Genomic DNA, 14111 nt, shown 5'->3' with positions numbered 1-14111 from the left:
CCGGCGACCGCGCCGCCGCCGAGGACGTCGTGCAGGACGTGCTGTCGGTGCTGGCGGGGTTCGGGCTGGCGGAGGAGGACGCCGTGGACGCCGTGCGCGGCCTGCGGGCGCTGCTGCACGGGTTCGTCGCGCTGGAGAACGCCGGGGGTTTCCGGCTGCCGCAGGACTTCGACCGCAGCTACGAGCGGCTGGTGACGGCCTACGCCGCCTCCCTGGCCTCGTGGGGCGCGCCGGTGCCGGCCCGGTGAGCGGCGCCGCCGCGGGTCCGGTCCCCGTCACCTGATCTCCGCGCGGGCCGCCGCGATGAACTCCTCCCGCCGCGCCGCGAAGCGCCCGTGCGCCGACCTCCAGATCTCGTCGTCGAAACCGACCATGCCCTGCGAGAAGAGCCGCTCCAGCTCCGAGACCTCCCGGGCCGCGGCGCGGTACGTCACCAGGGCCTCCTGCGAGCCGACGAGCCGGATGCTCTCGCGGCCCGACGCCACCTGCCCCAGGGCGCTCGCGGTGCCGGTCCTCAGTTCGTCCAGCCGGTCGGCGGACGCCCCGCCGCTGCGGCCGTGCGCCCAGCTCGTCAGGGCCGTCATGCCCGCCGTCAGGGCGGTCAGCGCATCGCCGTAGGCGGCGACGCGCCGCGCGACCAGGGCCTGGTCGCGGGCCCTGTCCAGCTGCCGGCCGACGTTGACGGTGCTGATGACGATCGACGCGGCCGACAGCAGGAGCGCCACGAGGGGCACGAACCCCGCCGCGCTGTTCAACGTCTCCACGAGGCATCCTCCTCATCGCGTGGTCGAGCACGGGAGCCGTCCACCGCCGGGCGGGTGCGCCCCGGGACCGCCCGTGCCGCGGTTCCCCGCCCGGGTGCCGTGCGAGCACCCGGGCGGGGTCCTGCAGGCGGCGGTCCCCTACGGCGCCGCCGGTGCGGCGCCCACCGGTTCCAGCAGGTACGCCACGACGATCGCCTCCTCCGCGCCCACGAGCACCTGCACGCCGGGCGCCGGGACCGGTTCCGGTTCGGGTTCCGGTCGCACGATGATCGGCGGCGTGGGGCTGGGGAAGTCGATGTCGACCAGCCGCTTGCGCAGCTCCGGGGAGATGTCGATCAGCCGCCGCTTGGGGGGGAACGGCCGGACCGGCCGCTCGGGCCGCTCCGGCAGCTCGACGTCGTCCCGCCGCCGCAGCAACCCCGCCGAGGCCGTGAGGTCCGCGCCCACCACCGCCTCCCGCGCCGCGAGCGCCGGGCCGGCCCGGAACCGGTGCGCCGCCAGCACCGGCCCCGCGTCCAGCACCGCCTCACCGATCGGCCGCACCTGCAGCTGGACGAGTTCCTCCGGCGGCACCGGTCCGACGGGCCGCAGCTGCTCCAGCCGCGGCGCCAGCTCGATGCCGTGGGCGAGGTAGCCGAGCTCCACCGGCCGCGCGACCGTCCCGCTCCCCGCGACCGGCGCCGGTTGCAGGGACAGGTTGCGGGCCAGCACCATCCCGGTCACGAGGTACGGGAAGTCCCCGCTCGCCGGGTCCGCGCCGTCGGACACCCGCGGGTGCGAGGCGTCCGCGAAGCGCCACGCCGGTGAGCGCAGCACCCCCGCGTCGAACCACGTCCGCACCACCTGCACGCACGTCAGCTCCACGGTGAGGCTCTGCACTCCCGCGTCCTGGGCGGCGTCCCCGCCCAGCGACGCCACCCCCGGCGGCAGCCCCGCCACCAGTTCGGCGATGCTGCTGCCGGGCAGCTCGAAGCGGGACCAGCCCCGCCCCTCGAGGACGTCGCTCGGCACGAACCGGGTGAGGTAGTAGCTGCCCGTGCCGTCGAGCGAGCCGATGTCCGCCCGCCCGAACTCCTCGCGGTGCTCCAGCCACGAGACGGCGGCGGCGTCGGTGACCCAGGAGTCCACGACGGCGAGGGCGGCGGTGACCTCCCCCGAGCGCCCGGTGAGGGCGAGCTCCGCCTGTGCGGCGGCGGCGCGGGCCTCGGCCTCCACCACCCGCGCCCGCCACTGCGCCTGCGCGGCGGTGTCGGCGAGGTCGGGTTGCGCCGCGTGGGTCGCGGCCAGTTCGAGCAGCGCCGTCCCCAGCGCCTGCTTGCACGCGAAGTACGTGCTGAGCACCTGCGGGGTGAGCAGCGCCTTCGCGGCGTCGTAGCGCTGCTGCTCCTGCGGGGTGGGCTGGCGCTCGGTGAGGCGGACGAGGGTCGGGTCGAGGACGTCGCGGTAGACGTCCCAGAGGAACCTCGGCTCCGGTGAGGCCACCGGCGGGCGCACCCGGCTGTTGACGAGCAGCGCGAACGCCTCCGCCCGGCCGGTGTCCTCCGCCTCCTCCGCCGGCCAGAACCGCAGGTCCTCGAAGGAGAAACCCGTCGCCGGCTGCGGCAGGGCGGAGGTGCGCCCGGCCGCGAAGCTGCGCACCCCCAGGGCGTGCAGGGCGAGCACGACCCGGGTGTCCACCCCGGGCCGCACCGCCCCCGGATCGCCGGGCATCAGGCGAAGTCCGTCGCGGGGATGCTCGGCAGCGGGTCGGGCGTCTTGCCGAGCATGTGGTTGACGAACCCGAGGATCTGCATGCCGTTGGACGTGATCGACGCGCCCCGGCGGTCCACGGTGAGGCTGCTGCTGCTCTCGGAGTGGCTGTAGCCGCCGGAGAGGCGGAACGGGCCCCAGCCGACGCTGCCGCCCCCACCGGCCCTGGAGGACGCCTGGTCGTAGGAGCTGGCGAACTCCTCCGACGTGATGGTGAGGTTGCGCGCCAGGATGACCTGGGTGGGGAACCCGACGAGCAGCCCGCTGGGCGGGTTGGCGCCGTCGGAGGGGACCCCGTCGAAGTTCCAGCCGTCGCCGGGGCGCAGGGTCCAGCCGCGGTTGACGAAGAACTCCGGGTAGAACCAGGGCCGCACCACGACGGCCTGCGCCAGCTCCACGGACAGCGTGAAGCTGTTGGTGTTGACGTCGATCCCCATGTCGTGGCTCTCGCCGCTGGCGTTCGCCCCGAAGGACCACAGGCCGAACCCGACGCCTGCGCCCGCGTTCCACGTGGTGGACTCCTGGTGGGTGGAGATGCTCCTGTGCTCGTGGGTGTGCGTGTAGGTCGTCCACCCGCGGGACTTGGCGACGTTGCCGGGCACGAGCGTCGTGTACGGGAAGGTGCTGCCGGAGTCGATGTGCGCGACGCGGCCCTTGGCGTAGCGCTCCAGCAGGGACTGCTTCCACAGCGCCATGTTGCGCAGGGTGGTCTGGTCGATGATGGCCCGCGCCTGGTCGACCATGTTGCGGTAGCCCTCGGCGGCCCACTTGCGGGTGGCGAGGTCGAGCTGCATCTCGTAGACCTCGTGGTTGGCGTTCCAGTCCGCGACGGCGGGCAGGCCGGCGGCCCCGGTGGCCGCCTGGGCGGCGGCCAGCTTGTTGCCTCGGTTGGTCCGCGCGATGAGCCACTCCGCCATGGCGTTGTCGTAGGCCCGCACGGCGGCGGAGGGCTGCGACTGCTCCGTCATCTCCCCGGACATGAGGTCCTGGACCTTGGTGGTGGTCTCCAGGAAGTCCCGGCACCGCTTGAGGCGTGCCTGCTCCTCCTCGGTGAGCTCGTGGTGCACGACCTTCGACGCCTTGAGGATCTCGTGGTACATCTCGCTGAGGCGCATGCCGCCCTTGGCGGCGTAGGACGCCTCCTGCGCGGCGTTGTCGTAGTTCGCCCCGACGCTGGGGATGTAGTCCATGAGGTTGGCGAACGAGAACGCGTGGTTCGCCAGCATCTTCTGCCCCTCGGCGGTCTGGGCGCTGAAGATGCCGTTCTCGGCGAAGTCGAGGTCTTCGGGCATCAGCGGGATGCCGGGGCGGCACCAGGTGAGGAACGTCTGCGGGGGCAGGGGCTGGTCGGGGCCGCCGCGCAGGACGACGCCGATGTTGTCCAGGAGGGTCTTGCCGAGTTCGCCGATGGTGGGCACGGGATCTCCTCGCGGTCGGTGCGGCCTCGGGGCCGGTCCGGTGGGGTGCGGCCGTCGTGGTCCGCACGGCGGGGAGAGCGCCGAGGGCGGGTCGGTGATACCGGGGGTTCCGGGGCGTCGCGGGGATCCCGCCGACCGGCGCGGTCGGTGGTCGACACCCCGACACGCCGGGCCTGGCGTCGCGGCTGCCGGACCCGCCGCCGCCGACGGCGCACGCGGCGGACCGGCGCCACCGGTTCGGCGCCACCGGTTCGACACCACCGGTTCGACACCACCGGTTCGGCGAGGAGCCCGCATGCACGACGACCGCGTCCAGGTGGAGCGCCGCATCGAGCGGTTGCTGCGGGAGCGGCTGCGTCCGGCGGTGCACGGCGAGGAGGTTCCCCTCGCCGTCGAGGTGTGGCACGCCCCGGGTGAAACCGTGCCCGTCGACGAGGGCGTCGCCGCGCCCTGCGACCCCGGCGGCCTCGGCGAACCCCGGGGGCCGGCGTGGGGCACGAGCTGGTTCCACGTCACCGGCACCGTTCCCGCGGCGTGGGCCGGGCGCACCGTCGAGGCCGTCTTCGACCTGGGCTTCGCCGTGGACCGGCCGGGTTTCTCCGCAGCGGCCCTCGTGCACCGCCGGGACGGCACGCCGCTGAAGGGTCTGAACCCGCAGAACACCTGGTTGCGCATCGCCCGGCCCGCCGGCGAGGTTCGAGATCTGCGCCCACCGCTTCCCCGACCCGGGGACCGACCACGGCACCCACCGGATGCGGTACGCCCTCGTGCCCGGCGCCGACCTGCTCGAACGCCCGCTGGCCGGTGCGGCCGCACCCGACCTCGACGGCGACGGCGTCGACCTGGCGCTGCGCCTGGCCCGCGACCCCAGGGGTGCGGGCGGGGCCTGGGCCGCCACCCGCGACGGTCGCCGGACCCATCCGCGCAGCACCGGCCGGAGCCGTCCGCCGCGTCGTGGAGGATCACCCGTCCGGCGGTTGCGCCGGGTTCCGGCGGTTCTCCCAAACTGCTGGACCGCCACCGGGCGCGCTGGCACGATGGCGGGGTGCCCGGCTTGTGGCAGTCGCTGCCCCGGGGGCGGGTCACGTTCGTCATGACGGACGTGGAGGGCTCCACCCGCCTGCTGCGGCGTGCCGGGGAGGACTACGCGGCCCTGCTGCAGCGCCACCGCGTGCTGCTGGAGCGCACCTGGGCGGCCTGGCGCGGCGTCGAGGTGGACCGGGAGGGCGACGGCTCCCTCGTCGCGTTCGCCAGCGCCGACCACGCGCTCGCCGCCTGCGCCGAGGCCCAGGGCCGCATCGAGCGCGAACCGTGGCCGGTGGGGATGCGCTTCCGCGTCCGGATGGGCGTGCACACCGGCCTGGCCGCCCCCCGCGGGCGCCGCTACGTGGCGCTCGCCGTGCACCAGGTGGCGCGGGTGACCTCCGCCGCGCACGGCGGGCAGGTGATCGTCACCGCCGACACCGCGGCGGCCGCCTCCCCTGCCGTCGCGGGCGCCCTGGCGCCGCTGGGGCGCTTCCGGGTCCGCGACTTCGACGCCCCCGTGCCGCTGCTGCAGCTCACCGGCCACGGCCTGCCCGGCACCTTCCCCGCCGTCCGCGCCCTGCCCGCCGAGGGGCACAACCTGCCCCGGCCGCTCGACGCCCTCGTCGACCGCGACGCCGAGCTGGCGCGGCTGGCGGAGCTGCTGCCCGCCGCGCGGCTGGTCACCCTCGTCGGCACCGGTGGCGTCGGCAAGACGCGGCTGGCGGTAGAGGCCGGGCAGCGCGCCGTCCCCGGCTGGCCCGGCGGGGTGTGGTTCGTCGACCTCGCGCCGCTGCCCGGGCCGGACGCGGTGGCCGCGGCGGTCGCGGTCGCCGTCGGGGTGGCGGGCGTGCCGGGGGCCGAGCCGTGGCAGGACGTCGTGGAGCACCTGCGCCGGGAGCGGGCCCTGCTGGTGGTCGACAACTGCGAGGTGCACCGGGAGGAGGTCGCCCGGCTGGTCGCCGACCTGCTCTCGGCCTGCCCCGGCGTCCACGTCCTCGCCACCAGCCGCGAGCCGCTGCACGTGCCCGGCGAGCGGCTGCTGCGGCTGGCCCCGCTGGCCGTGCCGGAGCGGGCCGGGCGCGACGTCGCACCCGCCGAGGCGCTCGCCGCCCCGGCCGTCCGGCTGTTCGTGGAGCGCGCCCGGGCCGTGCAGCCGGACTTCGACCCCGACCCCGCCGCGGTGGCCTGCGTCGTCGACATCTGCCGCCGCCTCGACGGGCTGCCGCTCGCGCTGGAGATCGCCGCCGCGCGGATCGGCGTGCTGCAGCCCGCGGACGTCCTCGCGGGCATCCGCCGCTCCCTGCGGATCCTGCGCAGCGGCGACACCACCCAGCCGCGGCGGCAGCGCACCCTGGACGACCTGCTCGACTGGAGCGTGCGGCTGCTCACCGCGGAGGAGCGGCTGGCGCTGGCCCGCTGCGCGGTCCTCGGCGGCGCGTTCGGCGTCGAGGCCGCCACCGCGGCGGTGGCCGGCGACCCCGCCGACGAGGGGGACCTCGGGGGGGACCCCGACGGCGGGGTCGACGAGTACCTGGTCCCGGAGCTGGTGTGGTCGCTGGCGGAGAAGTCCCTGCTGGTGGCCGCGCCCACCGCGGGCGGCACCCGCTACCGGCTGCTGCAGACCGTCCGCGACCACGCCCGCGCCCTCGCCGCACCCGCCGAGCAGCGCGCGACGGCGCGGCGGCTGGCCCGCTGGTACCTGGACCGGCTCGGTCCGGAGCACCTCGGCGGGCAGCGGTGGGTGTCCTCGGTGGCCGCCGAGCTGGACAACGTCCGCAGCGTCGTCGCGCAGCTGGCCGGCGGTGGCGACGGCGACGGGGCGATCGCGCAGGAGCTGGCCGTCGTGCTCGGCAGGTACCACGAGGCGGTGCAGCAGCTCCGCGAGGGCGTCACGGAGACTACCCGGCTCGCCGCCGAGCTGACGGCCGCCACCCCGGCCCGGGTCGCGCTGCTCACGGCGCTGGCGGACCTGCACCTGCGCGTCGGGGAGCTCGACGCCGCCGAGCGGGTGGTGGCTGAGGCCGGCGCGTTGCGTACGTCCGCCGGCGCCCCGGACTGGGACGACGTCGGCCTCGACAAGGCCGCAGGGGAGCTGGCGATCCGGCGGCGTCGCTATGACCACACGGTGGCGCTGGCCGAGCGTGCTCTAGCCGCCGACCCCTCGCTGCGTGGGCGGGCTCGGATGCACAACGTCCTCGGGTTCGCCCGGTTCTGCCTGGGAGACGCGGACGGTGCTCGCAAGGCGTTCGCCGGTGAGCTTTCGTGCTGCGAGCAGCTGGGCGACGAAGTTCTGCTCGCGCACGCCCACGGCAATCTCGCGGAGATCGAGTTGCGCGCCGGCAGTTGGGCCGCCGCAGCCCGCCACCAGCGCGCCTGTCTGGAGCTGGCCCTCGAACTCGGTCAGCAGGGCATGCTGGCTTGCACCCTCAATGTCGCGGCCCGGCTCGCCGCCGAAGGAGGGGATGGTCCCGACGTGTGGGGAACCGTCGTCCGGCTAGGCACCAAGGCGGACGACATGCTGCGCGAGAGCGGTCTCGTGCTCTACGACGAGGACCGAGAGGTTACCGAGCGGGCTCTTGCCTCCGCACGGGGTCGGTTGGGCACGTCGGGCTTCGAGGCGCAGCAGGCGGCGGGCCACGTCCTCGACGTCGCAGAGGCGGTGCGAGACGCGGAGCGCGTGCTGGCAGACGTGGAGGCGGCGACATCCACGGAGGCGCGGGCATTCGAGGACGGCGTTCCCAAGCCGCGGGGTAGCAGTCCCGGAGCGGCCAGCGAGGATGCTGCTCAGGTCACCTCATGAGAATCACTCACCACACGAGGACCATGACGGAGAGGATCGAGAACGTGGATCTGCCGGAGCAGGGTGTGAGCGCGCAGCCGGAACCCCACGAAGAGCAGGGCGAAAGCTTGGGTCAGGAGCTCGGAAAGTCAGAACCGCGACCAAATGCGGCGTCCTGGGAGAAGCGGGTGGCGTACTCGCCGAGTGAGGGCATCGCGTACCGACCGAGGGAAGTTCTCGTGCGGACGCGTGATCTCAAGCGGGCGCTGGAGGCGATCGCTGAGCTGTTCAGCGTCGAGGTATCAATCGACGGCGAGGTCGGTGGTTTCACCCGTCTCATGGGGGACTTCGACCCGTTGGTCGTCTCGGACGAGCTGTCCGCCGATGGGATCGCTGCGGTACCCAATGCGGTGTTATTCGCGGCCGCCGGCGACCCCACGAGCGACCAGTCCACCGTCCTCACCGCGAACCCGTTCACTGCGAACCCGTTCACTGCGAACCCGTTCACTGCGAACCCGTTCACCGCGAACCCGTTCACTGCGAACCCGTTCACCGCGAACCCCTTCGGATGGGGCTCCTACCCCGCGAACCCGATGGCGTCGCACCCGTGCCCGTTCGGTGTGGCCAGCGCGCTGCCGAAGGAGAGCACCTGGGCGCGCACCGGCAAGCGGCGCAGCAGCGCGCGGCCCGGCACATCGCTCCCCGTCCCCGTCCTCGGCCCGCAGCAGAAGGCTCAGGCTGCCGACGACGCCCCGGTCGTGGCCATCCTGGACACCGGGTTCGCGTTGGCGGGGTACCGGCCGGACGCGGAGTTCCTGCCCGGTGTGCTGAGCGACGCCGACGCCGCGGCGCTCCTGCCCGGGCTCATCGACGCCGGTGATGCTGACGACCCCGACCTCGACGACGACAAGTTCCTCGACCCCGTCGCGGGGCACGGCACCTTCATCGCCGGTCTCGTCGCCAGGTATGCCCCCCACTGCAAGGTCTGCGTCGTCAAGGTCGTCAGCAACCTCGGCGACGTGGACGCCTTCGAGGTGGCCAAGGCGCTCGAGGGCCTCGTCGGGAAGGTGGACTTCGTCAACCTGTCCTTCAGCGGCTACGTCGGGAAACGCGAGATCGGCCCCGTCGCCTCGGTGATCCGGACACTCCAGCGCACCCCCGGACCGCGCGGCGCAAAGGCGCCGAAGGACACCCCGCTGCGCGAGCGGGCCACGGTCGTCGTGGCTTCCGCTGGCAACGACTCCACCTGGTGCCCCAGCTACCCCGCCGCCCTCCCGGGCGTCGTCAGCGTCGGGGCGATCGGCCCCGACGGTCCCGCGCCGTTCACCAACTTCGGTCCCTGGGTGCGCGCCTGCGCCCCCGGTGTCGAGCTCGTCAGCACGTTCTTCACGGGTTTCAACGGCCCGGCGGCCGCCGTCGACGGTCTGCCCGACCCCGACAGGTTCACCGGCTGGGCGCGCTGGAGCGGCACCTCGTTCTCCGCGCCCGTCGTCGCGGCCCGGCTCGCGCGGGAGGTGCAGCTCACCGGCTGCACCCCGGTGCAGGCCGTGGCCCGGCTCATCGACGCCCCCGGCCTCGGGGCCATCCCCAACCTCGGGACGGTGGTCAACCCGTGACGGGTGGGACCTGGTGAGCAGCGACCCGACGGCCTGGATCTGCCGCACCTGCGCGAACCAGCACCCGCCGACGGCCGAACCGCCGGCGGTGTGCCGCATCTGCGCCGACGACCGGCAGTTCGTGCCCGCCGGGGGGCAGGAGTGGACGTCCCTGGCGGAACTGGCCGCCGAGGGGCACCGCACGAGCTGGTCGGAGGTGGAACCCGGGCTGTTCCAGCTCACGGTCACCCCCCAGGTCGGCATCGGCCACCGCGGCCTGCTCGTGACGACCCCGCGCGGCGGCGTGCTGTGGGACCCGCCCGGCTACCTCGACGACGAGGCCGTCCGGTTCGTGCGCGACCACGGCGGGCTGCTCGCCACCGCCCGCAGCCACCCGCACCTGTGCGGGGTCGACGCCGAGTGGAGCGCCCGCTTCCCCGGCCCGGACGGCACCGGCGCCCCGCGGTGGGTGCCGCGCCGCGACGCCGGCTGGCTGCTGCGCCCGGAGGGTTCCGTCCGCTGGTGGGAGGACCGCGCCGAACCAGCCCCCGGGGTGACGCTCGTCCGCTGCGGTGGGCACTTCGCCGGCAGCGCCGTGCTGCACGTCGCCGCGGCGGCCGGTGGGCGCGGCGCCCTGCTGGTGGGGGACACCCTCATGGTGCTGCCGGGCGAGCGGCGGGTCGCGTTCATGCGCAGCTACCCGATGCTGCTGCCGCTGCCGGAGCGGTACCTCGACCGGCTGCTGGCCGCTCTCGACGACCTCAGCTACGACCGCGTCCACGGCGCGTGGCCGGGTCGCAGCGTGGACTCCGGTGCGCGCGAGGTGGTGGCGCGCAGCGCGGAGCTGTACCGGGCGTGGCTGACCGGTGCGGCCCGCGACCCCGACCAGGACGGCTGACCCCTCCGCCGCCGAAACCCCCGCTGGAGTGCCCGCCGCACCTCACGCCGGCACCCCCACCTCGTCGCGCAGCACCACCCGCAGGTGCCGCAGGGCGCGGGCGCGGATCGGGCCGATGCTGCCCACCGGCATCGACAGCCGCGCCGACAGCTGTGCGTAGCTGAGTTCCTGCCAGCCGAAGAGGGCGTCGATGAGCGCCCGCTGCCGCTGCGGCAGCGTCGCGAGCGCGCACTGCAGGGCGCCGTGCCAGCGCTCGGCGTCGAGGCGCTCGTCGACGTCGTCCGGCACGCTCACGGCGAGTTCCCCCACCTCCGGGGCGGGGGCCTCACGCCGCTGCCGGCGCAGCACCGCCAGGCACTCGCGGGCGGCGGTCGTGCGCACCCAGCCGGGCAGGCAGGCCGGGTCGCGGATGTCGCCGACGCACCGCACCAGCTGCAACCACGTGGCCTGCAGCACGTCCGCGGTGTCGTCCGGGCCGAGGCGGTGCTGGCGCGCCACGGCCAGCACGACGCGTCGGTAGCGGGTGAGGATGATGCGCCACGCCTCGTCGTCGCCGCTGCGCAACCTCTCGTGCAGGTCGGTCGCGCTCAGCGCGTCGTGGTCCCCCGAACGTGGTGCGGGTGCTGCTGCGTCCACCATGACTGCCCCCCGTGCCTCTCGCCCCGGTCGGTGCGGTGGCGGTTCCCGCCGCCGCGAGTAATTCAGTTTGTGCCGGGGTGGGAGATCGACTCAGTCGTTCGCAGGACGTCTGATGTGTCGTCCTGCGAACACTGCGGCGGGTTCCCCGGTGGTAGGGGCGGGCGGTGACGATCCCGGGGCGGGCTCGTGGAACGGGTGGGGCGGAAGGGGTTTCAGGTACGGACACCGCACCCGGCGGGTGGGGCGGTGAGAGCCGTGGTCGCCGGCCGGAGCCGGCCGTCACTAACCTCCCGGCGCGTCCCGCTCGATGCGGTACAGCGCGAAGGGCGCCGACTCCTGGACGCCGTCCAGCCCCTCCACCAGGCCGGGGCGCACCACCCGCCCCACGTGACGCATCCCCACGCGTTCCATCACGGCGCGCGAGGCGGTGTTGTGCTCCTCGGTGAACGACAGCACCTCCTGCGCACCCAGCACCTCGAACGCGAAGCGCACACCGGCGCGGCCGATCTCCGTGGCGTACCCGGCGCCCCGGAAGGGCGTGCGCACGGCCCACCCCAGTTCCAGGCAGGGCCGCTCCTGCAGCACCGTGCGGGAGAGCCCACCGCGACCGACGAGCTCGCCGTCCTCGCGCCGGTGCGCCAGCCACTTGCCCACGCCGTCCCGCCGCCAGGCCTCCTCCGCCTCCTGCGCCCACCGCCGCGCCTGCTCCGGGCTCCACGCCCCGGCGTACCAGCGGGCGATGTGCGGGTCCTGGTGCACGAGCCACACGTCCTCGGCGTCGGCCGCGGTGACCGGGCGCAGCACCAGCCGCCGCGTCAGCACCACGCGATCGCCCGGTCGATCCCCCCGCCCCTCGGCCACGCGGTGATCGTGCCAGCTCCCCGCCGGTGCGGACAGACCGGCGGGACGGCGCCGGGCGCCCACCCGGCTAGGGTCACCGAGCTGTCCGACGGGGCGAGGAGGAACGCGTGGACGCGACCGGCACGCCGCAGGAACGGCGGCAGCTGCAGGAGGCCCTGCAGGCCGAGGCCGACCAGGTGGTCGAGGACCTGGGGCTGCCGGCCCTGCTCGGGCGGATCGGGCAACCGCACCGCGTCGGCAGCTCACGGCTGGGGCTCATGGTGTGGCGCGACATCGACGTCACCGTCGTCTGCGACGACCTGACCGCCGCGTCGGCGGCGGTGGTCGACGCCGCGGCCCACCTCGGCGCCCGGCCGGACGTGCGCGAGGTCCTCTTCCGCAAGGAGACCGGGCGCTTCAACCTGCACCCGGCGCGCTACCCCGACGGGCTGTACCTGCGCCTCGACCACGCCGCCCCCGGCCGGCCGGGGTGGAGGCTGGACATCTGGTTCGTCGACGAGCCCGACCGCCAGCCCGACCTCGCGCACGTCCGGTCCCTGCCGGCGCGCCTGACCCCGCAGGCGCGCGACGCGATCCTGCTCGTCAAGCACGCCTGGGCCGGGCGGGACGGGTACGGCACGACGGTCACCAGCCACGACGTCTACACGGCCGTCCTCGACGACGGCGTCACCGACGTGCAGGGGTTCACCGACTGGCTCGGCGCCCGCGCCGCGACGTCCCGCTGATCGCGGTCGCCGCCGGGGCGCCGTCGACCGGGCCCAGCGCGGTGCTCGTGGCGGAGTTCGCCAGCTCCTGCCCGCGGATCAGCCACCCCAGGTGGTCGTGCCACGCGGAAGCACCCACCGCTGCGCGATGCCTGCGCACTCCTCGATCAGCTCGAAGTCGCGGTCGTGGTGCAGGACGGCCGCCTTCGCCACGGCGGCGTGGGCCGCGACCAGGACGTCCACCGGTCCTGGTCCGCGGTGCTGCCCCTCGGCGACGAGCCCGCTCTGGATGGCCCGAGCGTGGACGTCCACCTCTTCCGACCCGTGGAGCACGCGCATCGCCGCGGTGAGGTGCTGCCACTGCCGCAGGTGGTCGGCCTCGTTGCGGGCGGAGACCTCGACCTCGAGCAACGTCGGCGTGCAGATGATCAGCTCGTGATCAGCCCGCAGCGCCTCCACGACGTCACGGACACGCGGTTCGCCGAAGCGCTGGATGACGCTGTTGTCGAGGACGAACCTCACGCAGCGCCCTCGTCGCCGCTGCCGGTGCTGCTCGGGTCCTGCGCGTACTCGTCGAGCTCGGCCTGCTCGTGGGCGAGGTGTTCACGCCTGGCTTCGAGGTGGGCGTCGCCGGAGAAGCCGCCGGCGTCGACGTGGTTCCACGGCTCGCTCCACGCTCGGTCCTCCTCCGCCTTCTCCACGACAGCGCGCAGGGCGGCTTCGACGGTGTCCGCGACCGGGCGCGGAACCGCGACCTCGCCCGACCGGCGCCCGCCCCCGCACACCGGGCCTGGTCGCGCGGCGGCGCAGCGGCGAGACTGGGCGGGTGCCCGTTCCCGCGCTGGACCGCCTCGACGAGCGGACGCGGGCGAGGCTGCTCACCGGCGCGCAGCGGCGGCGGTTCCGCCGCGAGGAGGTCGTCTTCCACGCCGGCGACCCGGCCGCGAGCATGCACGCGCTGCTGTCCGGGCACGTCAGCGTGAGCGTGACGACACCGCTGGGCGACACGGTCATCTTCGCGGTGCTGGGGCCGGGCGCGCTGTTCGGGGAGTTGTCGCTGCTGTCCCCGGACGCCACCCGCTCGGCGACGGTGACGGCCCTGGAACCGGCCGAGACCCTCGCGGTGTCGCGCGAGCGCCTCATGGCGCTGCGCGCCTCCGAACCCGCCCTGGACCGGTTCCTGCTCGACCTGGTCGCCGACTACGTGCGCCGGCAGGACGTCCGGCTGCTGGAGGCGCTGTACGTGCCCGCCGACAAGCGGGTGCTGCGGCGGCTGCTGGCGCTGGTGCGGGAGTACGGCGGCGGTGCGCCGGGCACCACGGTGCCGCTGACGCAGGAGGTGCTGGCCACGATGGCGGGCACCACGCGGCCCACGGCGAACCAGGTGCTGCGCTCGGCGCAGGAGGCGGGGTTGCTGGCGCTGGAGCGCGGCCGGCTCACCGTGCTGGACCCGGCGGGGTTGGCGCGCCGGGCGCGCTGAGGGCCGCACGCGGACCGCTCCTGCGGGGCGCGGGGGACCGGGCGCTGTGTCGGCGGCACGACGCTGCGGCCGTCGGCTGCCGCACGGTGCCGCCGGCGCCGGTGGCCGACGCTGTCGGGGACGGCGCGACGGGGCGCCGCGGCAGCGGGGGGAGCGGGCCGTGCGGACCACGAGCGGTGCGGGCGCAGCGGGCGGGGT

The 14111-nt window shown here is 75.1% G+C and carries 13 protein-coding genes and 1 pseudogene; 7 read left to right on the top strand and 7 right to left on the bottom strand.

Annotation, left to right across the window (positions count from 1 at the left end):
• Positions 1–248, top strand: a 248-nt coding sequence (locus tag ABEB16_RS05955) for a TetR-like C-terminal domain-containing protein (protein ID WP_345711345.1), incomplete at its 5' end; no start/stop codon positions are given.
• Between the two features lie 27 nt (positions 249–275).
• On the opposite strand, the gene ABEB16_RS05950 is transcribed toward ABEB16_RS05955, so the two are convergent.
• The 3 genes from ABEB16_RS05950 to ABEB16_RS05940 form a co-directional block, all read right to left on the bottom strand.
• The gene (locus ABEB16_RS05950) at positions 276–764 is read right to left on the bottom strand and encodes a hypothetical protein (protein ID WP_345711344.1); all 489 of its coding nucleotides are present in this window, start codon (positions 762–764) and stop codon (positions 276–278) included.
• Positions 765–902: 138 nt separating this feature from the next.
• Positions 903–2474, bottom strand: coding sequence for a hypothetical protein (locus ABEB16_RS05945; RefSeq protein ID WP_345711343.1), 1572 nt, complete (start codon positions 2472–2474; stop codon positions 903–905).
• On the bottom strand, positions 2474–3931 hold the full coding sequence (locus ABEB16_RS05940; RefSeq protein ID WP_345711342.1) for a hypothetical protein: 1458 nt from the start codon (positions 3929–3931) through the stop codon (positions 2474–2476). The genes ABEB16_RS05945 and ABEB16_RS05940 overlap by 1 nt, the downstream gene beginning before the upstream one ends.
• Here ABEB16_RS05940 and ABEB16_RS22850 point away from each other — a divergent pair.
• The 4 genes and pseudogenes from ABEB16_RS22850 to ABEB16_RS05920 form a co-directional block, all read left to right on the top strand.
• Positions 3813–4580: pseudogene (locus ABEB16_RS22850) on the top strand (hypothetical protein); the annotation flags it as partial. The gene ABEB16_RS05940 and the pseudogene ABEB16_RS22850 overlap by 119 nt on opposite strands.
• A gap of 396 nt (positions 4581–4976) precedes the next feature.
• Entirely contained in the window at positions 4977–7757 is a 2781-nt protein-coding gene (locus tag ABEB16_RS05930; protein ID WP_345711346.1) for an ATP-binding protein, read from the top strand.
• Positions 7758–7975: 218 nt separating this feature from the next.
• Complete coding sequence (locus tag ABEB16_RS05925; protein WP_345711341.1) at positions 7976–9352, top strand: S8/S53 family peptidase; 1377 nt, start codon at positions 7976–7978, stop codon at positions 9350–9352.
• Between the two features lie 13 nt (positions 9353–9365).
• A complete protein-coding gene (locus ABEB16_RS05920; RefSeq protein WP_345711340.1) occupies positions 9366–10229 on the top strand; it encodes an MBL fold metallo-hydrolase in 864 nt (287 codons plus the stop codon).
• 42 nt (positions 10230–10271) lie between these two features.
• Here the strand turns inward: ABEB16_RS05920 and ABEB16_RS05915 are convergent, their stop codons facing one another.
• On the bottom strand, positions 10272–10868 hold the full coding sequence (locus ABEB16_RS05915) for an RNA polymerase sigma factor (protein WP_345711339.1): 597 nt from the start codon (positions 10866–10868) through the stop codon (positions 10272–10274).
• 282 nt (positions 10869–11150) lie between these two features.
• Positions 11151–11729, bottom strand: a complete 579-nt coding sequence (locus ABEB16_RS05910) for a GNAT family N-acetyltransferase (protein ID WP_345711338.1) — start codon at positions 11727–11729, stop codon at positions 11151–11153.
• Between the two features lie 107 nt (positions 11730–11836).
• Between ABEB16_RS05910 and ABEB16_RS05905 the strand changes: the two genes are divergently transcribed.
• Complete coding sequence (locus ABEB16_RS05905) at positions 11837–12454, top strand: hypothetical protein (RefSeq protein WP_345711337.1); 618 nt, start codon at positions 11837–11839, stop codon at positions 12452–12454.
• Between the two features lie 78 nt (positions 12455–12532).
• On the opposite strand, the gene ABEB16_RS05900 is transcribed toward ABEB16_RS05905, so the two are convergent.
• On the bottom strand, positions 12533–12955 hold the full coding sequence (locus ABEB16_RS05900; RefSeq protein ID WP_345711336.1) for a PIN domain-containing protein: 423 nt from the start codon (positions 12953–12955) through the stop codon (positions 12533–12535).
• Positions 12952–13134: a hypothetical protein gene (locus ABEB16_RS05895; protein ID WP_345711335.1), complete on the bottom strand. Its 183-nt coding sequence runs from the start codon at positions 13132–13134 to the stop codon at positions 12952–12954. The genes ABEB16_RS05900 and ABEB16_RS05895 overlap by 4 nt, the downstream gene beginning before the upstream one ends.
• A 125-nt stretch (positions 13135–13259) precedes the next feature.
• Here ABEB16_RS05895 and ABEB16_RS05890 point away from each other — a divergent pair, with 125 nt between their 5' ends.
• Positions 13260–13913, top strand: coding sequence for a Crp/Fnr family transcriptional regulator (locus tag ABEB16_RS05890; protein WP_345711334.1), 654 nt, complete (start codon positions 13260–13262; stop codon positions 13911–13913).
• Positions 13914–14111 lie beyond the last annotated feature (198 nt).

The organism is Kineococcus glutinatus (genome assembly GCF_039542765.1).
In the GTDB taxonomy this organism is placed as follows: domain Bacteria; phylum Actinomycetota; class Actinomycetes; order Actinomycetales; family Kineococcaceae; genus Kineococcus_A; species Kineococcus_A glutinatus.
This window is presented reverse-complemented; position numbering and strand designations above follow the sequence as displayed.

Coding starts and splice junctions, on each gene's coding strand:
- ABEB16_RS05915 (WP_345711339.1), bottom strand. CDS start 10,868: ATGGTGGACGCAGCAGCACCCGCACCACGTTCGGGGGACCACGACGCG.
- ABEB16_RS05945 (WP_345711343.1), bottom strand. CDS start 2,474: ATGCCCGGCGATCCGGGGGCGGTGCGGCCCGGGGTGGACACCCGGGTC.